The sequence below is a fragment of the Streptomyces sp. NPDC051576 genome (assembly GCF_040681835.1).
Classification (GTDB): domain Bacteria; phylum Actinomycetota; class Actinomycetes; order Streptomycetales; family Streptomycetaceae; genus Streptomyces.
Genome location: NZ_JBFAZO010000018.1, coordinates 72,499 through 94,374 on the forward strand (window position 1 = coordinate 72,499; position 21,876 = coordinate 94,374).

General features: G+C 72.2%; 22 protein-coding genes. 8 read left to right on the forward strand and 14 right to left on the reverse strand.

Annotated features, from left to right (window positions below; translation table 11 throughout):
- Nucleotides 1–49: 49 nt before the first annotated feature.
- The 4 genes from AB0M63_RS42185 to AB0M63_RS42200 form a co-directional block, all read right to left on the reverse strand.
- The gene (locus AB0M63_RS42185; protein ID WP_355902801.1) at nucleotides 50–793 is read right to left on the reverse strand and encodes a GntR family transcriptional regulator; all 744 of its coding nucleotides are present in this window, start codon (nucleotides 791–793) and stop codon (nucleotides 50–52) included.
- A 153-nt stretch (nucleotides 794–946) separates the two neighbouring features.
- Nucleotides 947–2,113, reverse strand: coding sequence for a serine hydrolase domain-containing protein (locus tag AB0M63_RS42190; protein WP_366023133.1), 1,167 nt, complete (start codon nucleotides 2,111–2,113; stop codon nucleotides 947–949).
- A gap of 99 nt (nucleotides 2,114–2,212) precedes the next feature.
- Nucleotides 2,213–2,617 carry a nuclear transport factor 2 family protein gene (locus AB0M63_RS42195; RefSeq protein ID WP_355902797.1) on the reverse strand — a complete coding sequence of 135 codons (405 nt, stop codon included), beginning with the start codon at nucleotides 2,615–2,617 and terminating at the stop codon, nucleotides 2,213–2,215.
- Nucleotides 2,618–2,627: 10 nt separating this feature from the next.
- Nucleotides 2,628–3,596, reverse strand: coding sequence for an acetylxylan esterase (locus AB0M63_RS42200; protein WP_366023134.1), 969 nt, complete (start codon nucleotides 3,594–3,596; stop codon nucleotides 2,628–2,630).
- Nucleotides 3,597–3,699: 103 nt separating this feature from the next.
- Here AB0M63_RS42200 and AB0M63_RS42205 point away from each other — a divergent pair, with 103 nt between their 5' ends.
- The gene (locus AB0M63_RS42205) at nucleotides 3,700–5,058 is read left to right on the forward strand and encodes an 8-oxoguanine deaminase (RefSeq protein ID WP_366023135.1); all 1,359 of its coding nucleotides are present in this window, start codon (nucleotides 3,700–3,702) and stop codon (nucleotides 5,056–5,058) included.
- A gap of 441 nt (nucleotides 5,059–5,499) precedes the next feature.
- Here AB0M63_RS42205 and AB0M63_RS42210 read toward each other — a convergent pair whose 3' ends face one another.
- From AB0M63_RS42210 to AB0M63_RS42220, 3 genes are all read right to left on the reverse strand, one after another.
- The gene (locus AB0M63_RS42210; RefSeq protein WP_366023136.1) at nucleotides 5,500–6,084 is read right to left on the reverse strand and encodes a hypothetical protein; all 585 of its coding nucleotides are present in this window, start codon (nucleotides 6,082–6,084) and stop codon (nucleotides 5,500–5,502) included.
- A 185-nt stretch (nucleotides 6,085–6,269) separates the two neighbouring features.
- A complete protein-coding gene (locus tag AB0M63_RS42215) occupies nucleotides 6,270–7,025 on the reverse strand; it encodes a ferredoxin reductase (protein WP_355902789.1) in 756 nt (251 codons plus the stop codon).
- Nucleotides 7,018–7,623: a sulfite oxidase-like oxidoreductase gene (locus AB0M63_RS42220; protein ID WP_366023137.1), complete on the reverse strand. Its 606-nt coding sequence runs from the start codon at nucleotides 7,621–7,623 to the stop codon at nucleotides 7,018–7,020. Before AB0M63_RS42220 ends, AB0M63_RS42215 begins: the two co-directional genes overlap by 8 nt.
- Nucleotides 7,624–7,849: 226 nt before the next feature.
- On the opposite strand from AB0M63_RS42220, the gene AB0M63_RS42225 reads away from it, so the two are divergent.
- Nucleotides 7,850–8,776 (forward strand): NADP-dependent oxidoreductase, encoded by a 927-nt coding sequence (locus AB0M63_RS42225; RefSeq protein WP_366023138.1) that lies wholly within the window; start codon nucleotides 7,850–7,852, stop codon nucleotides 8,774–8,776.
- Entirely contained in the window at nucleotides 8,773–9,495 is a 723-nt protein-coding gene (locus AB0M63_RS42230) for a GNAT family N-acetyltransferase (RefSeq protein ID WP_366023139.1), read from the forward strand. Before AB0M63_RS42225 ends, AB0M63_RS42230 begins: the two co-directional genes overlap by 4 nt.
- A gap of 15 nt (nucleotides 9,496–9,510) precedes the next feature.
- On the opposite strand, the gene AB0M63_RS42235 is transcribed toward AB0M63_RS42230, so the two are convergent.
- Nucleotides 9,511–9,915, reverse strand: coding sequence for a MarR family winged helix-turn-helix transcriptional regulator (locus AB0M63_RS42235; RefSeq protein ID WP_366023188.1), 405 nt, complete (start codon nucleotides 9,913–9,915; stop codon nucleotides 9,511–9,513).
- 286 nt (nucleotides 9,916–10,201) lie between these two features.
- Here AB0M63_RS42235 and AB0M63_RS42240 point away from each other — a divergent pair, with 286 nt between their 5' ends.
- The 3 genes from AB0M63_RS42240 to AB0M63_RS42250 all read left to right on the forward strand — a co-directional run bounded on the left by AB0M63_RS42240 (nucleotide 10,202) and on the right by AB0M63_RS42250 (nucleotide 14,494).
- The gene (locus AB0M63_RS42240; RefSeq protein ID WP_366023140.1) at nucleotides 10,202–10,996 is read left to right on the forward strand and encodes a putative protein N(5)-glutamine methyltransferase; all 795 of its coding nucleotides are present in this window, start codon (nucleotides 10,202–10,204) and stop codon (nucleotides 10,994–10,996) included.
- Between the two features lie 924 nt (nucleotides 10,997–11,920).
- Nucleotides 11,921–13,936, forward strand: a complete 2,016-nt coding sequence (locus AB0M63_RS42245; protein ID WP_366023141.1) for an NADPH-dependent 2,4-dienoyl-CoA reductase — start codon at nucleotides 11,921–11,923, stop codon at nucleotides 13,934–13,936.
- 21 nt (nucleotides 13,937–13,957) lie between these two features.
- Nucleotides 13,958–14,494, forward strand: coding sequence for a PadR family transcriptional regulator (locus AB0M63_RS42250; RefSeq protein ID WP_366023142.1), 537 nt, complete (start codon nucleotides 13,958–13,960; stop codon nucleotides 14,492–14,494).
- Nucleotides 14,495–14,547: 53 nt separating this feature from the next.
- Here AB0M63_RS42250 and AB0M63_RS42255 read toward each other — a convergent pair whose 3' ends face one another.
- The 3 genes from AB0M63_RS42255 to AB0M63_RS42265 form a co-directional block, all read right to left on the reverse strand.
- A complete protein-coding gene (locus AB0M63_RS42255; protein WP_355902772.1) occupies nucleotides 14,548–15,099 on the reverse strand; it encodes a hypothetical protein in 552 nt (183 codons plus the stop codon).
- 185 nt (nucleotides 15,100–15,284) lie between these two features.
- Nucleotides 15,285–16,223: a LysR family transcriptional regulator gene (locus AB0M63_RS42260; protein WP_366023143.1), complete on the reverse strand. Its 939-nt coding sequence runs from the start codon at nucleotides 16,221–16,223 to the stop codon at nucleotides 15,285–15,287.
- Between the two features lie 12 nt (nucleotides 16,224–16,235).
- Nucleotides 16,236–17,237 (reverse strand): fibronectin type III domain-containing protein, encoded by a 1,002-nt coding sequence (locus AB0M63_RS42265; protein ID WP_366023144.1) that lies wholly within the window; start codon nucleotides 17,235–17,237, stop codon nucleotides 16,236–16,238.
- A 464-nt stretch (nucleotides 17,238–17,701) separates the two neighbouring features.
- On the opposite strand from AB0M63_RS42265, the gene AB0M63_RS42270 reads away from it, so the two are divergent.
- Nucleotides 17,702–18,424, forward strand: coding sequence for a glycoside hydrolase family 75 protein (locus AB0M63_RS42270; RefSeq protein ID WP_355902766.1), 723 nt, complete (start codon nucleotides 17,702–17,704; stop codon nucleotides 18,422–18,424).
- A gap of 33 nt (nucleotides 18,425–18,457) precedes the next feature.
- Here the strand turns inward: AB0M63_RS42270 and AB0M63_RS42275 are convergent, their stop codons facing one another.
- Complete coding sequence (locus AB0M63_RS42275) at nucleotides 18,458–19,219, reverse strand: glucose 1-dehydrogenase (protein WP_355902764.1); 762 nt, start codon at nucleotides 19,217–19,219, stop codon at nucleotides 18,458–18,460.
- Nucleotides 19,220–19,387: 168 nt separating this feature from the next.
- On the opposite strand from AB0M63_RS42275, the gene AB0M63_RS42280 reads away from it, so the two are divergent.
- On the forward strand, nucleotides 19,388–20,017 hold the full coding sequence (locus AB0M63_RS42280) for a helix-turn-helix domain-containing protein (RefSeq protein WP_366023145.1): 630 nt from the start codon (nucleotides 19,388–19,390) through the stop codon (nucleotides 20,015–20,017).
- Between the two features lie 819 nt (nucleotides 20,018–20,836).
- Here AB0M63_RS42280 and AB0M63_RS42285 read toward each other — a convergent pair.
- Nucleotides 20,837–21,247, reverse strand: a complete 411-nt coding sequence (locus tag AB0M63_RS42285; protein WP_366023146.1) for a PTS fructose transporter subunit IIA — start codon at nucleotides 21,245–21,247, stop codon at nucleotides 20,837–20,839.
- Nucleotides 21,240–21,848, reverse strand: coding sequence for a dihydroxyacetone kinase subunit DhaL (dhaL, locus tag AB0M63_RS42290; RefSeq protein WP_366023147.1), 609 nt, complete (start codon nucleotides 21,846–21,848; stop codon nucleotides 21,240–21,242). Before dhaL ends, AB0M63_RS42285 begins: the two co-directional genes overlap by 8 nt.
- Nucleotides 21,849–21,876 lie beyond the last annotated feature (28 nt).

The following is a 21,876-nucleotide window of genomic DNA, read 5'->3' on the forward strand; positions in this document are numbered from 1 at the left end:
GCGGCGGGTTCGGCATCGAGGCCGCCGCGCGCCACCGCCAGGGCCGGGTTCAGCCCGCCGAGGGCACTGTGAACTCGTAGATCAGGGCGTCCTGTTGGGCCTCCACGACCAGATCGGTGATCTCCAGCGGGCGGGCGTACTGGTCGTGCACGCGACGGGTCACCCGCACCGAGGGAGCGTTCGCGACCTGGGTGATGGCGTCCCGGTGGTGCAGCGTCAGGCCTGCTCGGCGCATCCAGTCGTAGGTGCGCCGGAGTTGGGCGGAGGCGGAGCCGTCGGCCCGGTCGCGGTAGCGGGCGAGTTCCTCCACCTCGGCCAGCGCCACCGCCGAGAAGGACGTGACGGCCGTACGCAGTCCGCTGCCGTCCGCCGCCGCGGACGCGTACCGGTGCACCAGCGTCGGGCGGTCCGGCGCGATGCCCAGGGCCTCGGCGTGCTCGGGCGGGGGAGCCTCCCAGGCCACGGAGGTCCGGTCGAAGCCGGTCGGGTCCGTGCTCCGGGCGCCGACCGGGAAGGTGAGGGACGAGGGTGTCTCCACCGGCAGGCCGGTCAGCGTGGCGTGGCTGCCGCGCCGGTCGGTGGCGACCAGGCCGTCCCTGCGCAGCACCTCCAGCGCCTGCCTTACGGTCTCCCGGCTGACCCGGAAGTGTTCGGCCAACTGCCGTTCGCCGGGCAGGCGTTCACCGGGCGGGATGGTGCCGTCGTGGAGTTCGGCGAGGAGTCGGGTGGCGATCTTCCCGTAGAGGGGCTGGTCGTCGGCGGTCGGGTGGTCGTGGGGGGTGGTGCGGGCCATGCCGCGCCTCCTGTTGGTGACAAGACTGAGGGCAGAACGGTGACGAAACGTAGCCGTGCGGGCTCGTTGCGCGACCAGATCTAGCATTGGTCTAAACCACCAGGGAAGAGCGGCAGGGCAGTTAGGCCGAAACCGGCCCGCGCCGATCACTCCTCACAGGGCGCCGTACAGGGCGTCGATCAACGCCATCTTCCGTGGGTCGTTGGCGATATGAGGCCCCATCCGGTTCATCACATAGCCCAGTGACACACCCGCGTCCGGGTCGGCCAGACCGCAGGAGCCGCCGAAGCCGTCGTGTCCGAAAGCCCTCGGGTCGGGACCGTACGAGCCGTTCGGGCCACTGAGCCACAGGCCCAGCGCGACCTCCGTCTCGTGCGCGAGGCCCGGCCCGAGTACCAGGTCGCGGCAGCTTCCCTGGCCTTCGCGCACCCGCTCGGCCGCCTTGGGGGAGAGGACACGGTGGCCGTCGTACGCACCCCGTCCGGCGAACACGCCGTAGAGCGCGGCGATCGCGCGTGCCGTGCCGTGGCCGTTCGCGGCCGGGATCTCCGCGGCGCGCCACCCGGCGCTGTTGGCCTCGGCCGCGCCCGCGAGCGGGTTGGTCAGCGCGGCGATGGCGGCGGGCGCCAACTGGCTGAAGATCGCGGCCTGTTCACTGCTCGACACGGCAGGCGGATGCACCAGCTCGGCCGCCCGGTCGGCGTCCTTCTCCGGCAGCCCGACGGTGAAGTCGATCCCGAGCGGGCCGGTGACCTCCCGCTCCAGGAAGGCTCCCGGCAGCAACCCCGAGACGCGGCGCACCACTTCGCCGACGAGGAAACCGTAAGTGAGCGCGTGGTACCCGGACCGCGTCCCGGGCTCCCACCAGGGCTCCATGGCCGCGAGTCGCTGAGTCGTCAACTCCCAGTCGTAGAGCTGCGCGAGGGAGTGCGGCTCGCGCAGACCGGCCAGTCCGGCGCGGTGCGACAGCAGGTGTCGTACGAGCACGTTCTCCTTGCCGGCGGCGGCGAACTCCGGCCAGTACGCGGCCACCGGGGCGTCGAGGTCGAGCAGGCCGCGGTCGGCGAGAATGTGGGCGCACAGGGCTACCGGGCCTTTGGTGGTGGACCACACGTTGACCAGTGTGTCCCGCTCCCAGGGGCGGGTCCGTGCCGCGTCGGCCCAGCCGCCCCACAGGTCGACCACGGTCTCGCCGTCCACCGTGACGGTCACTGCGGCGCCCAGTTCGTCCCGGTCCCGGAAGTTCTCCTCGAACGCCGTGCGGACCGCCGTGAAGCGCGGGTCGCAGTGGCCGTCGATGGCTGGCTGGTGCTCGGACATGGTGCCTCCGTGGTCCGCCGTGGGCCCGGGCCGCGACGCTGCGACCCCGGACCCACTGAACATACCGACTGGTCGGACTGGGTGGAAGGTGTCGTACGTTCAGTCGAGGAACAGCGTGCCCGAGGGCTCCCGGTGACCCGGTTCCGTGTGCCAGTAGTCGCGGGTCTCCACGGCCAGCCCCGCCTCGTCGAAGCGCACGAAGACACAGCCGGCGAGCGTGGACGGCTCACCGCCCTCCTCGGCCAGCACCCTGAACTCCACTACCGCCACCCGGTGTTGGCCGACGACCGGCGCCGAGAACCGGACGTCGACAACTCGCTCCGCCGCGAACGACCAGCGCAGATAAGCGGCCAACTCGGCCCGCCCACGGTGCGGTTCACGGAACGGCATCGAGCGGTGGACGCAGTCCTCGGCGTACAGCTCCAGCAGCGCCTCCACGTCGTGCGCCGCCCAGCCCCGCGCCCACACCCGCACGAACCGCTCGGCGGCCTCACCCGTGTCCATACGACACCCCTCAGACGTACGACCGCAGCCAGTCCAGCTTGGTCGCCTCCTGGTAAGGGCCGCCGCCCTCATGGTCGTTGAAGTCGTAGACCTCGATCTTCTTGTCGTCGTGCGCCCAGGCGTTGAACACGGCGAACACTGTGGAGGGCGGGCAGGTCTGATCCTCCAGGGCCGTCGAGAAGAGGGCGGGCGCGCGGCCCCGGGACGCGAAGTGGACGGCGTCGAAGTACGAGAGCGTCCGCAGGACGTCCTCGGCGCGCCCGCGATGGGTCTTGAGATAGCTGCCGATCTCGCGGTACGGGTGGCGGTCCGTGAGGGTCGCGGCGCGCGGGTAGTCGCACAGGAACGGCACGTCCGGCGCGATCCCGGCCAGGTCGCCGAGCAGCCCGCCCACGGCGATCGTGATGCCGCCGCCCTGGCTCGCGCCGACCGCCACCGTGCGCGCCGGATCCACCAGCGGGTGCGAACGGGCCGCCTCGACGGCGCGCACCCCGTCCGTGAACACCCGGCGGTAGTAGTAGTTCTCGGGGGCGTCGATGCCCCGGGTCATGAAGCCGGGGTACGCGGGCGCGCCGCCCACCGGGTCCGGGGTGCCGCCGCCACCGCCCCACGCGCTGCCCTGCCCGCGCGTGTCCATGACGAAGTGGGCGCGGCCCGTCGACGCCCACAGCAGGTTTTCGTGCGGGAGACCCCGCCCGCCGCCGTAGCCGACGAACTCCACTACCAGCGGCAGCGGTTGCTCGGCACCGGCCGGCAACCGCAGCCAGCCCTTCACCGGGTGGCCGCCGAACCCGGCGAATGTCACGTCGTACACCTCGACCGTGGACAGTCCCGTGTCGACCGGTTCGAAGCGGGCGTCCAGATCGTGCTCGCGCGTCTCCTGGAGGGTCTTGGACCAGAAGGCGTCGAAGTCCTCGGGCTCGACGGACTCGCTGCGGTACGCGCGGAGTTCGTCGAGCGGAAGGTCGAACAGGGCCATTGATGACCGCCTTTGTGAAGTGTGAGTGCGGATGATCACACCGTACGTGTGACATCGGAGGACTCGCCAGGCCTTTGCGGCGCCCCGCGCCTACGATGGCCGCATGCCGTCTGCCGTGGATCTGCTGGTCAAGGACGCCGAACTGCTCGTCGTGGACGGTGAGCGGGAGATCCCGGGCGGCTGGGTCGCCGTCACGGGTGGTCGGGTCACCGCCGTCGGCGCGGGAGGGACCGAACCCGAGGCCACCACGACCGTCTCCGCGGCCGGCCGGCTCGTCACCCCAGGCCTGATCAACACGCACCACCACATCTACCAGAACCTCACCCGCTCCTACGCGCCCGCCGTCAACGGCACCCTCTTCGACTGGCTGACCACGCTCTACCCGCTGTGGGCCAGGCTCGACGAGGAGGCCGCCTATGTGTCGGCGTACGTCGGTATGGCGGAACTCCTCATGGGCGGCTGCACCACATCCTCCGACCACCTCTATGTGCACCCGCGCCCCAACCTCGTCGACGCGGAGATCCGCGCCGCCCGCGACATCGGCTTCCGCTTCCACGCGACGCGCGGTTCGATGACCCGCTCCGTCGAGGACGGGGGATTGCCGCCGAGGAGCGTCACCCAGACCACCGACGAGGTGCTCGCCGACAGCGAGCGGCTGATCAAGGCCCACCACGACCCGGAGCCGGGTGCCCTGATCCGCGTCGCGCTCGCACCCTGCTCACCGTTCTCGGTCACCAAGGACGTCATGACGGCGACCGCGGAACTCGCCGAACGCCACGACGTACGGCTGCACACCCACCTCGCCGAGGATCGCGACGAGGACACCTACTGCCTGGAGACCTACGGCTGCCGGCCCGTCGAGTACTTCGAGGACACCGGGTGGATGAGCGACCGCACCTGGGTCGCGCACTGCATCTATCCGAACGACGACGAGCTGCACCGGCTCGCGGGGGCCGGCGTGGGTGTGGCGCACTGCCCCAGCTCCAACATGCTGATCGGCGGCGGCACGGCCCGGGTCAAGGAGATGCGTGAACTCGGCCTGCCCGTCGGCATCGGCTGCGACGGCTCCGCCTCCACCGACCACGCCTCGTTGTGGATGGAGACCCGTGGTGCCCTGCTGCTCGGCCGCTACCGGGGAGGGCCCGGTGCGATGACGGCACGCGACGCCCTCGACATCGCGACCCGAGGCTCAGCACGCTGCCTGGGCCGCGCCGACGAACTGGGACACCTGCGGCCGGGCGCGTGTGCCGACTTGGTGGTGTGGGACCTGCACGAGGTCGCGCTGGCGGGGGCGCTCAGCGATCCTGTCGAGTCGTGGCTGCGGTGTGGGCCCGCGCGGGCGTGGGTGACGGTTGTCGGCGGGCGGATCCTCGTCGATCGGGGCGAGCCGGTGCTGTCTGCGTTGGGGGATGTGTTGCGGGACCATGGGCGGGTTGCTCGGGGGATGCAGCGGGGGGTGTGACGGGGGTCGGTCACACGGTGTTCGGGGTGGGGCGTGAGGGGGTCGGATTGGTGAGGGAGTGTTCGGGGCGGGGTGTGTGGCGGGCGCGGATGGGCGTGGGGATGTTCCGGGTGGCGGCGTGAGCGGCGCGGATCGGTGAGATGGCGTTCGCGGCGGGCTCGTGGCAGGCCCGGATCGGTGACGCGGCGCTCGCGGCGGCGGATGCGCGGCCGGGGTGCCATGGGCCGAGGTGTGTGAGCGGCGCGGATCGGCGTCGCGGTGTTCCGGGTGGGGGCGTGACCGCCGCGGATCGGCGTGGCGACGTTCGCGGCGAGCGCGTGAGGGGCCCGGATTCGTGACGCGGGGTTCGCGGTTGCGGTTGTGGCGCCGAGGTGCCATGGGCCGGGGGGTTCCCGAGCGCGGCTCGTTCAAGCCCCCTGCGGTGGCGGGGTGTCGAGGCGGTCACGTCCCCCGCTGCGTCCACTCCGGTTCCGTGAGTGCCCAGTCCCGTTCCCACTCTGCCAACCGGTGCCGCAGCGCGACCCGTCGGGTCACCGCGGACGCGAGCAGGGCCACGGCGACCACACCACCCGCCGTCCACACGCCGATCGTCAACGTGTGCTGCCAGACGGCCACTTCACCCGCGGGCGGAGCGACACCGTGCCCCTTGGCGTCGATCCATACGTCCACCATGGCACCGCGCACCGTGCCCAGCGGGACCTCGGCCGTGGCCGTGCGCGGCCCCTTGCCCGGGTCGGTCCAGCGCACCTCGACCGGGAAGGTCTGCGCGCGGGTGCCTTCCACCGACGTCAGTTGGGAGGGCGGGTTTCCGATCACCTGCGCGGGCACGCGATGGCGGTCGGCCCGCTGGGTCGCGGCGATCGTCCGGGCCTGGTCGTGGGCCCAGAGGCCCGCGGCGGCACCGGCCACGGGCGCGACGACGAACAGCAGGACCGTGACGACCAGCGCCGTCCACGCTTCCACGACGTCCGACCGGCGCCGCAGCGGATTGTTCCGTCGGCCTCCACCCCGTACCTGAGTCCGCATGTCGGTCTCCTCGCCGTCACCGGAGCCGAGGAACCGGTGGACCGGAAGCCCCGTGAGGCCGGTCCGCCGCTACCCCGACACCGCGCACGCATGCGAGCGTCCATACAGTAGTCGTACCCCGTCCGAGGCGTTTCCCTCAACCGGAGCGAGCCTCAGTCGGGAGCGCCTCCCACCCGGTTCACGTCTCAGCCGAAGCGTTCGATGCGGATGCGATCCACGGGCTGGCCCGCCCCGACCAGCAGCCGCGAGGCATGTTCGGCGAACCCGTTGGAGCCGCACACATAGGCCTCCCACCCACCAGCAGGCTGCTCGGCCAGGAGCGGCGCCACATGTGCGGCGGCCATACGTCCCACCGGCACCCCCTCCGGTGCACTGCGCGTGAACACGGCCGTGGTCTCGGCGCCGTACTCCCGCGCGTAGATCAACTCCTCGGGACCTCGTGCCGACACCACCAGCCGCAGCGGCACCGACAGGTTCCGCGCCCGGTGCTGCCGGAGCATCGACATCAGCGGTACGACCCCGGAACCGGCGCCCAGCAGCAGCGCGGGCCGGTCGCCGGGCCAGGCGAAGAAGCCGCTCAGCGGACCGCGCACCTCGACCTCGTCACCGGGCTCGGCCACCGTGTGGAACCAGCCGGACACCTCGCCGCCCTCGACATGGTCCAGGGTCAGCTCCACATACCCGGCATCGTCCGGGGGAGAGGCGATCGAGTAGTGGCGCTGCGCCACATAGCCGTCCTCGGCCCGCAGCCGCAGCATCAGATGCTGGCCCGGGAGATGGCCCGCCCAGCCGGGCACCGCGAACCGGAACGTCGAGGCGCGCGGGGTCTCCCGGCGGATCTCGGTGAGCGTGGCGGTCTGCCACATGGCGGCGGCCCGGTCGTTCACGGCGATCCGCCCCGGTACCGCGAACCGGGTGGCGGGCGCGAAGGTCTCAGTCACCGGAGTACCGCTGTTCCTCCCAGGGGTTGCCCCGGGCGTGATAGCCGTTCTGCTCCCAGAAGCCCGCCTCGTCGTGGTCGAGGAGCCGCAGGCCCGCGATCCACTTGGCGCTCTTCCAGAAGTACAGGTGCGGCACCAGCAGCCGGGCGGGGCCACCGTGCTCGGCGGGCAGCGGCCTGCCGTCGTACTCCCACGCGATCCAGGCCCGCCCGCCGGTCACATCGGAGAGCGGGAGGTTCGTGGTGTACCCGGTGTGCGAGTACGCGACCACATGTGTGGCGGACACATGGGGCCGGACCACAGTGAAGAACGCGTCCAGCGATACGCCCCCGAACCGCACCCCGAACTTCGACCAGCTCGTCACACAGTGGATGTCACCCTCGTAGGCGGACGTCGGCAGCTCGTGTGCCTGCGACCAGTTCCAGGTGCGTGGCTCGGCCACCAGTCCGTCGACGCGGAAGGTCCAGTCGGCCGGTGCCAGGTCGGGGGTGACCTCGGCGGACAGGACGGGCCAGTCGTCGCCCGCGTCGTACTGTCCGGGCGGCAGGCCGGCGTCGGGGACGCGGGGGCGTCCGGTGAAGCCTCGGGTGACGTGCATACGGGTGGAGCCTCCAGGCCGTTGCGGCGCGGGTCCGCTGGGCGGGCGTGATCAGTGGGTTCTCGTTTCAACGGTACGAGTCCACGAGATATGCCCAGGTCCGAGGGGCACCGACGATCATTGCGGCCGTATGAACTCTCCCCGCTCCGGGGAATAGCCGTCCACTGATCGACCTTGGTCTTCAGTGCGGCCTGAGTGGTGACGGCGAAGGAGAGTGAGGAAGCGGATGCCGAAGGCGTATGTCTTCACGCGTTACGGGGGACCCGAGACCGAGGCGCTCGTCGAGGTGGACCGGCCCCGTCCCGGTCCCGGTGAGCTCCTCCTCGCGGTACGCGCGGCCGGGGTGAACCCCGTCGACTGGAAGTTGCGCAACGGCTTCCGACGGCCCGGCGAGACGGACGCACCCGCCTTCCCCTTGGTCTTCGGCAACGAGGCCGCCGGGGTCGTGGCGGAACTCGGCGCCGGAGTCGACGGGTTCGCCGTCGGCGACGAGGTGTTCGGCAACACAGTGGCGGGCGGCTACGCCGAGTACGCCCTGCTGCCCGCGACGGTCACCGCGCACAAGCCCGCCGAGCTGTCCTTCCGGGACGCGGCCACGCTGCCGGTCGCCGCGGCGACCGCGTACGACGGCGTCCGCCAGCTCGACCTGCCGGCCGGCGCGACCGTGCTGGTCACCGGCGCGGGCGGCGGGGTCGGCTCCGCGGCGGTCCAGATCGCCCGCGCCTTCGGACTGCACGCCGTGGGCGTGGCGAGCGAGGGCAAGAAGGACTTCGTGGAATCGCTGGGCGCGGTCCACATCCCCTCCGGACCGGACCTGGCCGCACGGGTACGGGCGGTCGCCTCGGACGGCATCGACGGTGTCTACGACCTCGTCGGCGGCGAAGTACTCGCCGAGGCCGCGACCCTCCTCACCGACCGCACGAAGCTGGTCACCGCCGGCGCCCCCGCCCCCGTGGTCGAGAAGCTCGGCGGCAACCGCGTCGAGCGCGCCCGCGACGCCACCGTCCTCGACGCCGTCGCCCAACTCGTGGTGAGCGGCCGACTGGACCCCCATGTGACACAGACCTTCCCACTCGACCGGGCAGGCGAGGCTTTGCGCAGGGTCGAGGACGGCCACGCCCGCGGCAAGATCGTGATCGAGGTGGCCGCATGAGCCCCGTCGACGAGCACGTCCTCGACCACCCCGCCCGGGCCGCCCTCACCGGCCCGCACGCGCACTTCGCCGAGCGGCGCGGGCGGGTCCTGCGCTACCCGGTCGACGTGACCCCATGGGTGGCGTTGCCCGACGAGCCCGACGCCGACGACTGGGCGGACGTGGCCGCCCTCTCCGGGCCCGGCACCGATATCCCGCTGCTCGGCTTCCGGGGCCGGGTTCCGGACGACTGGGAGGTCACCTTCCACCTCGACGGCGTGCAGATGGTCGACGAGGGGATGTCCGCCGCACCGGACCCGGAGGCGGTCCGTCTCGGTCCGGCCGACGTGCCCGAGATGCTCGACCTGGTGGAACGGACCAAGCCGGGCCCCTTCCTGCCCCGCACCGTCGAACTCGGCACCTACCTGGGCATCCGTCGGAACGGTGCCCTCGTCGCCATGGCCGGTGAACGACTCCGTCCGCCCGGCTGGACCGAGGTCAGCGCCGTCTGCACCGATCCCTCCGCCCGTGGTGAGGGTCTCGCCGGCCGCCTGATCCGTGCCGTGGCCCACGGCATCCGTGAGCGCGGCGAGACGCCGTTCCTGCACACCGGCGCGACCAACACCAACGCGATACGGCTGTACGAGTCCCTCGGCTTCCGCCTCCGCCTCCGTACCGCGTTCCTCGCGGCACGGGCGCCGGAGCACCTGACCCAGACACAGGCCGTCGGGGTCTCGTAGGACCGGACCTCTCCCTCAGCCCTCCTCGGCGGGGCCCTCGCCGGACCACGCGTTGTAGCGCTCCAGATAGCCGGCGAACCGCGCCAGGTCCTCCTCCGGCCAGCCCGCCAGCCGCTCCCGGAAGGCGGCCTGGCGGTTCTCGGTGACCTGGGCGAGGATCCGCCGGCCGGCGTCGGTCAGATGCAGCACCTGGACGCGGTGGTCCTCGGGATCGAGGCGGCGCTCGACGAGACCGGCGCGCAGCAGGGCGGCGACCTGACGGCTGACCGTGGACTTGTCCAGGGCGTAGTGCGCGGCGAGGTCCGTGGCCCGGCAGCCGTCGCGCTCCTCCAGATGTCCGAGCAGGGTGTATGACACCAGGGACAGCTCGGGGTGCAGGCGCCCCGCCGACGCGCGGGCGCGGCGGGCGAAGATCGTCATCTCGCGCTGGATGGTCTCCACGGCCTGGTCCGCTCGCACCGGAACCTCCCTAGTTCTCCTGGTTGCATAGTACAACTCGATGGAGGGGGGGGCGGCCTCTCGCGGCCCGGGGTTCGGGTACTGTTTCCCATCGGTCGCGGACGGTCCCGGCCCCGCACACCTGGGAGGTGAGACCCATTACCGCTGTGTCAGGCCGGGTGCTCTCACCTCAGGACAGCTCGGATCACCGGTAGCAGGTGACCGCGAGAGCACCCTTCGGCAAGCTCCCGAAAGGCTCTCGGCTTTCATGCCCCCTCTTGACCCCGCCTCCGTCGTCGCCGCGCTCCGTGCCGCGGGCTGTGTCTTCGCCGAGGACGAGGCGCGACTGATCCTCTCCGCCGCCCGCACCCCGGACGAACTCGCCGCCATGGTGGACCGCCGGGTGGACGGACTGCCCCTCGAACTCGTCGTCGGCTGGGCCGAGTTCCGCGGACTGCGCATCGCCGTGGAACCCGGCGTGTTCGTGCCCCGCCGCCGTACCGAGTTCCTCGTCGAACAGGCCCTCGCGCACGCCCCGGACGCCTCCGTCGTCGTGGACCTGTGCTGCGGTTCCGGCGCGCTCGGCGCGGCCCTGGCCGCCGCTCTCGGCCGGGTCGAACTGCACGCCGCCGACATAGACCCCGCCGCCACGCACTGCGCCCGCCGCAATGTCGCCGCCTTCGGCGGGCGCGTCCACACGGGCGACCTGTTCGCCGCGCTGCCGGGCGAGTTGCGTGGCCGCGTCGACATCCTCGCGGCCAACGTGCCGTACGTCCCCACCGACGAGGTCCCGCTGCTGCCCGCCGAGGCCCGCGAGCACGAACCGCTGGTCGCCCTCGACGGGGGCACGGACGGCCTCGACATACTCCGGAGGGTCGCCGAGGGTGCGCCCGACTGGCTGGCTCCCGGTGGCTGTCTGCTCGTCGAGACGAGCGAGCGTCAACTTCCCTCAGCCGTCGAGGCGTTCACCGGCGCAGGGCTCCGGACACGGCTGGCCGAGGACGAGGAGTCGTACGCGAACGTCGTGATCGGTGTCAGGGAGGGCGGGCCGGTCAGGTCGTAGCGCCGCTGCCGGACGGGCTGGGTGAGGCGCTGGGGCCGCCGCGGTCGCCGCGGTCCCAGGGGCCGTGGCCGCCGCCCGGGACTCCGCTCGGCCGGTCGCCCGGGCCCCTTGTGGTCGAAGGTGCCCGTGAAGGCCCGGTCGGCGGTCCGGGTGCCGCTGTCGGAGCGCGTGCCGATCAGGGAGGCGGTGTCGCCCTTCTTGAGAGTGGCGGAGTTCTGGGCGGTGGCGCCCGAGCCCACGGTCCAGGTCCACGAGGTGCCGTCGTCGCTCTTGACGGTGACCTGGTCGCCGTCCACCTTCGTGACCGTGCCGCGCTGCCAGATCCGTACCACCCACTTGCCGGTGGTGTTGTCCTTCACCGTGGCCTCGCCGTGCACGGCCTTGCCACCGACACCGAACCCGAACCACATACCGCCCCCGTGCCGGCCGTCGGGACCACCGGGTGAGGGTGACCCGGACGGGGACGCGGCGGCAGCGGGCACGGCGTCGCCGCCCGAACTTCCCGAGGTGGCCGCATAGGCGACGGTCCCGCCGAGCGCCAACACCCCCACGGTGGCCGCGGCGATCACCGCCCGGGAGCGCCTGGACCGCTGTCGCCACAGCCGGTCGAGACCGTGGTCGCGCTCCGCGCCGCCGGGGCCCGTGAGCACCTCCATCTCGGGTGCGTGGTCGGGCATCGGCGGTATCGCGGAGTTGTCGCCTGCTTCGTGTTCAGGATCGTGCGTCACGGCTCGCTCCCTGGGCTCCGCGCCCGGCATCCCACCGGCACGCCTGTCTGTGATTCTCCGGGGCCGGCGATAAAGAACAGGTAATGGCTCCCTGTGAATCCCGAGCCCGCGGGCCCGCCCCCGATTGTGCAACTAGTTGCATAAACCTGGTCCCGTCCTCTACAACAGAGGCACGACACCGCGCACGGAGGGCCCGATGAGCCGTTACCCGCACCTGTTGAACCCGCTCGACCTGGGCTTCACCACGCTGCCCAACCGCGTCCTCATGGGCTCCATGCACGTAGGCCTGGAAGAGGCCGAGCGCGGTTTCGAGCGCATGGCGGAGTTCTACGCCGCACGCGCGCGTGGCGGTGTCGGTCTGATCGTCACCGGAGGCATCGCGCCGAACGAGGCCGGCCGGCCCTACGAGGGCGGAGCCAAGCTGACCACCGACGCCGAGGCCGCGCAGCACACCGCCATCACCGCCGCCGTGCACCGCGAGGGCGGCCGGATCGCGATGCAGATCCTGCACTTCGGGCGGTACGCCTACCACCAGGACCTGGTCGCGCCGAGTCCCGTCCAGGCGCCCATCAGCCCCTTCCCGCCGCGCGCGCTCACCGACGCCGAGGTCGAGCAGACCATCGAGGACTACGCCCGCGCGGCCCGCCTCGCCCGGCAGGCCGGGTACGACGGGGTCGAGATCATGGGCTCCGAGGGCTACCTCATCAACGAGTTCATCGCCGTGCAGACCAACCACCGCGACGACCGCTGGGGCGGTTCCTACGAGAACCGGATGCGCTTCCCCGTCGAGATCGTGCGCCGGGTGCGCGAGGCGGTCGGCGAGGACTTCATCATCGTCTACCGGCTGTCGATGCTCGACCTCGTGCCGGGCGGCTCCACCCTGGACGAAGTCATCAGGCTGGCCAAGGCGGTTGAGGCCGCCGGGGCGACCATCATCAACACCGGCATCGGCTGGCACGAGGCCCGTATCCCGACCATCGCGACCTCGGTGCCGCGCGGGGCGTACACCTGGGTCACCAAGAAGCTGATGGGCGCGGTCTCGGTCCCGCTCGTCACCACGAACCGCATCAACACCCCTGAACTGGCCGAGCAGTTGCTCGCCGACGGGCACGCCGACATGGTGTCGATGGCCCGCCCGATGCTCGCCGACCCCGACTTCGTCGCCAAGGCCGCGGCGGGCCGTTCCGACGCCATCAACACCTGCATCGGCTGCAACCAGGCCTGCCTCGACCACACCTTCAGCGGGAAGATCACCTCCTGCCTGGTCAACCCGCGTGCCTGCCACGAGACCGAACTCGTCCTCGCGCCTACGAGGTTGCGTAAACGCGTCGCGGTCGTCGGCGCGGGTCCGGCCGGACTCGCCTGTGCGGTGAGCGCGGCCGAACGCGGCCACCAGGTCACGCTGTACGACGCCGCCGCCGAGATCGGCGGACAACTCAACGTCGCCCGACAGGTCCCGGGCAAGCAGGAGTTCGACGAGACGCTGCGCTACTTCCGCACCCGGCTCGCCGAGCACGAGGTGGACGTACGCCTCAACACCCCCGTGACAGCAGCCGACTTGGACGACTACGACGAGGTCGTCGTCGCCACCGGCGTCACCCCGCGCACCCCCGACATCCCCGGCGTCGACCACCCCAGCGTCGTCGGCTACCTCGACGTCCTGCGCGACCGCGTGCCCGTCGGCGACCGCGTCGCGATCCTCGGCGCGGGCGGCATCGGCTTCGACGTCGCCGAGTTCCTCACCGACGGCGGCGACAAGGCGAGCGAGGACCCGGCGGCGTACTTCCGCGCCTGGGGCGTCGACATGGACTACGCGGCCCCCGGCGGCCTCGCCGCACCCGAGCGGCCCGCCCCGCCGCGCAGCGTCCACCTCCTCCAGCGCAAGGCGACCAAGGTCGGCGCAGGCCTCGGCAAGACCACCGGCTGGATCCACCGCACCGAACTCAAGCACCGGGGCGTCACCATGGTCCCCGGCGTCCAGTACGACCTGATCGACGACGCCGGACTGCACGTCACCGTCGACGGCACGAGCACCGTCCTGGAGGTCGACACGGTGGTCCTGTGCACCGGCCAGGACCCGCGTCGCGACCTCTACGACGAACTGGTCGCCGCCGGACGCGGCGTGCACCTGATCGGCGGCGCCGACGTGGCCGCCGAACTGGACGCCAAACGGGCCATCAAGCAGGGCACCGAGGTCGCGGCCGCCCTCTGACGGCGTCCCTAGGATGACCCCATGTCACTCCCGCACGCGATCCTCACCGCTCTTCTGGAGAAGCCGTCCTCGGGTCTGGAACTGACCCGGCGCTTCGACCGGTCGATCGGTTACTTCTGGTCGGCGACGCACCAGCAGATCTATCGCGAGCTGGGAAAACTGGAGGCCGAGGGCCAGATCCGGGCCCTCGCCTCCGACCAGCCGGCCCGCGGCCAGAAGAAGAGCTACGAGGTCCTTCCGGCCGGCCGCGCCGAACTGGCCCGCTGGACCGCCTCCGCCCAGGACCCGAAGCCGCTGCGCGACACGATGCTGCTGCGGCTGCGCGCGGCGGCGGTGGTCGGCACGGACGGCGTCGAGGCCGACCTGCGACGTCATCTCGACCTGCATCAACGGCAGTTGGCCGAGTACGAGGAGATCGAGAAGCGCGACTTCCCGCCCGACCGGGACAGCCCCCAGGACCGGCTCCGGCATCTCGTACTGCGCGCGGGCATCGACCTGGAGACCTTCTGGACGCAGTGGCTCACGCATGCGATCGAGGAGTTCGCCGAGCTGCCGTAGGACATGCGTGAGGGGCCGCCCGATCACGGGCGGCCCCTCGGCGGTGGGCACGGTCAGAGGCGGTACGGCTTGGCACGGCGGCGCAGGAACCAGGCCGCCGCGATGACACCGGCGCCCACCAGACCCCCGCCGACCCCCAGGGTGAGCGGGCCGAAGTCCTTGGTGGCTCCGCCGAGTCCGCCCATGACGCCGCGCGAGGGCGAGGCCGTGGCGGTGGCGGTGGCTCTGGGGGTCGCGGTGGCGGAGACGATCACGGTCTGGGTGCCCGCGGGCGTGGTGGAGTTCTGGCACATGACGATGACGGTGTAGGTGCCCGGAGTGACGCTGGTCCAGGCGGTGGACTGGCTGACGGTCGTCCCCGCCAGGGTGGCCTTCCGGCCCTCGGCGAAGCTCGCCTGACTGCTGGTGAGCAGCGAGCCGGTGCCCCAGACGCCGGTGGTGCGGTTCTGGGCGCACGCACTGGTCGTGACCGAGACCGTGGTCCCCGTGGTGCTCACGGAGATCCCCGAGGCCGCGCCGGCGGGGACGGCGGTCAGAGCGAGCGGAAGAGCGGCGGCGGCTGTCACGGTCAGGCCGGAGCGGAGGAGTAGCTGACAAGTGCGCATGGGACTGCCCTCCGGCGGCACGGTTGGCGGAACATCCTTGCGCCGCCGGGGTCGGGGAACGGCCGTGCTGCCTCCAAGGAAGCCAACGCGGCGTCGGCCCGTCCCGCATGCGGACGGCGACCGGGCAGGTGACGGATTCCTTCGTCCGGCTCAGGACGACGCACTGCCGGGGTCGCGGTCCGGATTCACCAGGTGGGTGCCGTCCGCAGCAGCCGCTCCCGTACGAGCGTGACGTGCGGGTTGTCCGGCGCGCCGGGACGGCGGGTGAGATACGTGGTGTTGATCGGCGGGTCCTCGGGCACCAGCAGCGGCACCAGCGCGCCGGACGCCAGCTCGTCCAGGCACAGATAGCGGGGGAGCACGGTGATCCCGGCACCGGCCACGACCGCCGCCAGCACCCCGCGCAGATCGGGCACCGTGATCGCGGCCTGCCCGCCGAGCCGGGTGCCGAAGACGTGCCGCCAGTAGCGCCGGGCGATCGGGAGATCCTCCGCGTACGACACCAGGGGCACCCCGTGCAGGGCGGCGGGCCCCTCGGCCGCGACCCGCCGGGTCCCGATGCGCTCCGCCCACGCGGGCGAGGCGACCAGCACGAACTCCTCGTCCGCGAGCGGCTCCCAGGTCAGCGTCCGTCCGCGCGGCCGGGCGGTGGCGATCACCAGGTCGAAGCGGCCGCCGCGCAGTCCGTCGAGGAGGTCGTCCGTCAGCCCCGGGCTGACCCGCAGCCGTACGCCCTCCTCGGTCAACGGTGCCAGCGCGGGCAGCACCCGGGTGCACAGCAGCTCGGCCGGGCCCGCAACGTGCACCGGCTCCGGGGACCGGACGGCGCCGAGGGCACCGCGGTCGGCCACCGCGGCCAGCGCGTCCAAGGGGGCCGCGACCTGCGCGGCCAACTGGTCCGCCACCGAGGTCGGCACGACACCGCGCGACCGCCGCTCGAACAGCTCCCGCCCCAACTGCTCCTCCAACGAACGGATTTGAGTCGTCACCGTCGGCTGCGACAACCCGAGCAGCCGCCCCGCCGCGGTGAACGAACCGGCCCGGTGCACGCCGAGAAACGTGCGGAGGAGAGAGAGATCGAGCGGCGCGCCGCCATTGGAATCCCGATGGATCATGCCGCTCATCCTAGGTATCGCCTATGGCGCCCGCGTAGCGGTCCTGCCCGTCGTCACGGTCCGCTCCGCCGAGAACCCGCCCCAGGTGCCGTCCGGCAGCCGGGCCCTGAGCCGTACCCGATGGCTGACCCCGGCCTTCCCGCCCGCGTAGAAGCTGTACGTCGCCCGGTCGCGCGGCGCGGTCCCGCCCCAGACCAGTGAGGTGGCCGGCTGGCCGTCGAGGTGGATCTGGTACTCGGTGACCACCCCGTCCGTGCGCGGCGGCACCCAGGACAGGTCGATGTAGTACGCCCCGTCGTCGCCCCGGTGAGTGGCCGCGCGGAAGTCCGTGGGCGCGGTGCCCTGTCCGTCGTCACTGCCCGGCGCGGTGGTCAGCGGGACCGCCTTGCTCGCCGGCGAGAGGTTGTCGGCGGCGTCCCGCGCCCGCACGGTGAACGAGTAGTGCGTACTGGGTCGCAGCCCCATGACCACCGTCGCGGTCTGTGCGCCGCCCACACTGTGGATCTTCGTCCCGCCCTGATAGATGTCGTACGACACCACGCTCCGGTCGTCCGTCGAGGCGCCCCAGGACAACTGGACCGCCCGGCTGCCGATGGCCCGGCCCTCCGCTGCGCGCGGGCGGGTGGGCGCCGAGTGGTCCGCCGCGACGGCGACGGGTGTCCGGGCCCGGACCTCACGACTGCGCGGCCCCAGGCGACCGTCGGTGTCCCGGGCCCGCACGGTGAAGGCATACATGGTGGCGGGCCGGAGCCTGGTGACATCCACCATGTGCTCGGAACCCGGTACTTCCTTCACCTTCGTGGTGCCCCGATATATCTCGTACGAGCCCACGCGTGGGTCCGCCGTCACCGCGTCCCACATGACGTGCACGCTGGTCGCGCTTCCCGCCGCCGCCGTGACCCCGGCCGGGGCGCCGGGCGCACGGCCGTCTCCCTCGTCGCCGTTGCCGCACGAGGCGAGCAGCAAGAGGACGGCGCAGACCAGGACGGTGCGAGCGGGAGCGAGGGCGCCGACGCGTCGCACGATTCTGCCTCCCCGGCATTGCACGGCATCACACGACGGAAAAGGTCCGGACCAATATGGCGCGAGTGGGGCGACCGTATCAAGAGGGGCGTCGGTGCTGTCCGCTCGCGCGGGTTACGTATGCTGAAGTCCTCACGGCTGAACTCACCCCCGAGAGTGGGTAGTTCATGCCGGTGGCGCGGACCGCTGTCGTCGCTGAGCCCGCGCCGGCGAGGACGGCCGGGCGACCGGAGCCGACACGGGCTCGGGCGCCCGGCCCCCGTCGGGAGTGACGCGGGCTCAGGGTTCGGCTTCCGTCCGAAGTGATGCCGGCTCAGGGATTCGGCCTCCGTCGGGAGTTCCGGGTGTCCACTGTCGTTCCGGGTGAGTGTGCACCGTCCGGCCCCTCAGCGGTGGCCGCGTGAGCGGAGCGGTACCAGGGTGGGCTGAGTGTCCGTCAGATCCCCCAGGAGAGGGTCCCTATCGTGCGTGTCCAGTCGCTGACGCTGGCCGCGGCCGGCGCCGCCCTGATCGCCCCGACCATGCTTCCCTCCGCACCCGTCGCGTTCGTACGATCCCAGGCGGGGCCGGTGGCGCTGCGCGAGGGCGATGTCGCGGCGGCCGACCTGCTGGCCAGGGTGCGTGACTGCGCCCCTGTCTCGCGCGGCCGGTACCGCAGCGACGAGGGGGAGCCCGCGACGATCCCGGTCTGCGGCACCAAGGAAGCCGTCTACTGGAAGGCCGACCTGGACATCGACTGCGACGGACAGGCCGGCGCCCGCTGCAACGCGCGCACCGACCCGCTCTTCTCGTCCATGACGGCCTACCAGCAGTCCGACGGCCGCTATCTGAACGCCGAGCGGCTCCCCTACATCGTGGTCCCCGCCGCGAGCGCCCTCTGGAACCACCGGGACCACCGCGTCGGCGGCGGCTCGGTCGCCGCCGTCGTCTACCGGGGCCGGGTGCAGTACGCCGTCGTAGGAGACGTCGGTCCGCACGACATCATCGGCGAGGCGTCGTACGCGACGGCGAAGGGCCTCGGTATCCGCGCCGATCCGCGCGGCGGCGGCACGGACACCGGAGTCACCTACATCGTGTTCAAGGACGCCCGGGTCAAGCCCATCGAGGACCATGCCGCCGCCGTGGAGACGGGGCAGCGGCTGGCGCGGCTGTTCGTGCGGGGCGCGGCCGAGCGGCCGGTGCCGTAGGGCCGCGCCCGCCGAGCCCTCCGGGCGCGGGCGTCAGACCGCCGACCAGCCGTCGTCGACCGGCAGGATCACGCCGTTGATGTTGCTCGCCGCGTCCGAGGCGAGGAACACGATCGCGGCGGCCTGCTCCTCGGGCTGCGCCACGCGGCCCAGGTTCACGAAGTGCGGGCCGAGCGCCGCCGGGCCGAGGGCGGCCGGGTCGGCCTCCACGACGATGCCGGTCAGCGTGCCGCCCGGGGCGATGGCGTTCGCGCGGATGCCCTGCTTGCGGTACATCACGGCGAGGGACTTGGTCAGGCCCACCACCCCGTGCTTGGAGGCCGTGTAGGCGGCACCCGCCGCGCTGCCGCGGAAGCCTGCCTCGGAGGCGGTGTTCACGATCGCGCCCCGGCCCGCCGCCAGCATGTGCGGCAGCACGGCCCGGGCGAGCAGGAAGGGCGCGGTCAGATTGACCCGGATGACCCGCTCCCACTCGGCGTCGTCCACGTCCGCCAGCGCCGACATGCGGTCCATGATCCCGGCGTTGTTCACCAGCACGTCCACCCCGCCGAAGCGCTCCACGGCGGTCGCGGTCACCTCGTCGACGACCGCCTGCTCGCTCAGGTCACCCGTGACCGCGACGGCGGTGCCGCCCGCCTGCTCGATCTCCTTGACGACCGTGTGGGCACCGTCGGCATTGAGGTCGGCCACCACGACCTTGGCACCTTCCGCGGCGAAGGCCACGGCGGCGGCGCGCCCGATGCCCGAACCCGCTCCGGTGACGATGACGCTGCGTCCGTCGAGTCCACTGGCCATGAGGTGCTCCTGTTCGTCGTACAAGTTCATTGTGCGAGTTCGTCGTGCGAGGGCTCCGCGCCCACTGTGCCCTCACCCTACGACTTAATGTCTGCGAGTGACATAAATTGATGGGCGGGCCATGGTGGAGAATCCCGGGAGGTCACGACGGCAGCCGGAGGGCAACTGATGACCGCACCCAGCGGACGCACGGGACGACCACCCCTCACCGAGGCGCGCAAGGCCGAGATCCGACTGGAGATCGCCCGCGCCGCGGTGGAACTGTTCGTCTCCCAGGGCGTGGCGGCGACCACCGGCGAGCAGATCGGCCAGGCGGTCGGCGTCTCCGCGCGCACCGTGTGGCGATACTTCCCGAGCAAGGAGAGCTGCGTACGACCGCTGTTCTCGGCCGGAATCGACGTCATCGCCGCCCGACTGCGGGAGTGGCAGCCCGGCCGCCCCCTGGAGGAACTCTTCGACCCCCGCCTCGCGACCGGCCTCCTCACCGCCACCGGCCCCGACGGCACCACCGGCGCCGCCCTCGTACGCCTCACCCGCACGGAACCGGGCCTGCGCGCGATCTGGCTCCAGACCTACGACGAGGCGGAACCGGCGTTCGCCCGAGCCCTGGCCGCCCGAGCCGGCCTGCCCGCCGACGACCTGCGCCCCATGATCCAGGCGGCGATGCTGAACGCTGCGCTGCGTGCGGCGGTGGAACGGTTCGCTTGGCGTTCGGGCGGGGATGCGGTGACGGGGGAGGCCGAGGTGGCGGAGACGATGCGGTCGGCGCTGGCGATTGCGGCGGAGGGGATTTCGTAGGGGGTGCGTGGAGGGGGCGGGGTGGGGTCCATCCGGGCGACCCATCGGGCGGGCCGTACGGGGTGTTGGGGCGAGCGCGTTTCGACCGGGCGTGTTCTGCCGGAGGCGCCTGGGCGACGAGTCTCGCTGTGCGGGGTCTGCGCGAGGCCGCTGAGTTGCAGCTTCCGCCGTAGGCGATGTGCCGGAGGCGGCCACAGGTTGTGGTGTCTGCCGTGAGTGTTCTGTCGGAGGCGATCGGCGATGAGGTTCGCCGTGCGGGGTCTGCCCGAGTCGGCTGGGGTGCGGCTCCTGCCGTGTGCGTTTCTGTTGGCGGCGGCTGGGCTGTGGTTGCCGTCGCACGGGCTGTGCCGGAACGCGCGGGCTACGGCTTCCGCCATATGTGCTCTGCCGGATGCGACCAGGCGCGGGCTCCTGCCGTACGCGCTCTGTTGGCGACAGCCGGGATGCGGCCCCGCAGTACGCGCACTGTTGGCGGCGGCCGGCCCGTGGCCCTCGTCGCGCGGGCTTGCCGAAGGCGCGCGGGCTGCGGCTTCCGCCGTGTGCGCTCCAGGGGTGGCTGGGCTGCGGTCTCGGGCCGTATGTGCTCTGCCGGATGCGGATCGGGCGCGGGCTCCTGCCGTACGCGTTCTGTTGGAGGCGGTCGGGATGCGGGCCCGCAGTACGCGTTCTGTTGGAGGCGGCCGTGCCGGCGTCCCCGGCGCACGCGTTGTGCAGGAGGCGCCAGGCCGCAGCTCCCGGTGTACGCCGTACGGCTTTCGCTGCGACCAGGCCTCCCGCCCGCCCGGCAGGGGCGTTCGTCACGCCCCCCGTGTGCGTGTCTCACACCTTCCGGTAGGTGTACGCCTCCGCTGCCGCCGCCTCAACTGCGTCCAGGTCGGCACCCGTTGATGCCGTGACGACCGCGGCCACCGCGCCCTCGACGAACGGGGCGTCCAACAGGCGGGTGCCGGCCGGGAGTTCGTCGCCTTCCGCGAGGAGGGCTTTCACGGTGAGTACGGCGCTGCCCAGGTCGGTGAGGACGGCGACTCCGGCGCCGCGGTCGACGGACGCGGCCGCCGCGGCGATGAGTTCGGAACTGGTGCCGAGCCCGCCGCCCTCGGTGCCGCCGGCCGGAGCGAGCGGCACCGCAGCGCCGCCGCCCGCGAGGCCCCGCGCCAACTCGGCGACCGAGGCGGCGACTTGAGCGCTGTGCGACACCAGCACGATCCCCACGAGCTTCTCGTCACTCACCGTCGGCCTCCGCAGTTTCCAGGAGCGCGGCGATCAGCAACGAGGAGGACGTGGCACCCGGATCCTGGTGCCCGATGCTCCGTTCCCCGAGATAGCTCGCCCGTCCCTTGCGGGCCTGCAAGGGCGTGGTGGCCACGGCGCCCTCCTCGGCGGCGGCCCGCGCCGCGGCGAAACCGTCCGGGAGCGCGTCCACCGCCGGGACGAGAGCGTCGATCATGGTCTTGTCGCCGGGTGCGGCACCGCCGAGGGTCATGACCGCGTCGACTCCCACGCGGAGCGCTTCCGCGAACTCCGCCTCACTCACCTCGGCTGCGTCCCCAAGTGCCTTGCCGGTACGGCGCAGCAGCGTGCCGTAGAGCGGCCCCGACGCACCGCCGACCGTGGAGATGAGCTGTCGTCCGGCGAGGGTGAGGACGGCGCCGGGGGTGTCCGGCGCCTCCTTCTCCAGGGTGGCCGCCACGGCGGTGAATCCGCGTTGCAGGTTCGCGCCGTGGTCGGCGTCGCCGATGGGTGAGTCGAGGTCGGTGAGCCGTTCCGCCTCGCGGGCGACGGAGGCGGCGGTCGCCGTCATCCAACGGCGGAAGAAGTCGGCGTCGAGCACTGGATCTCCTTGCGTGGTGGGTGAGTTG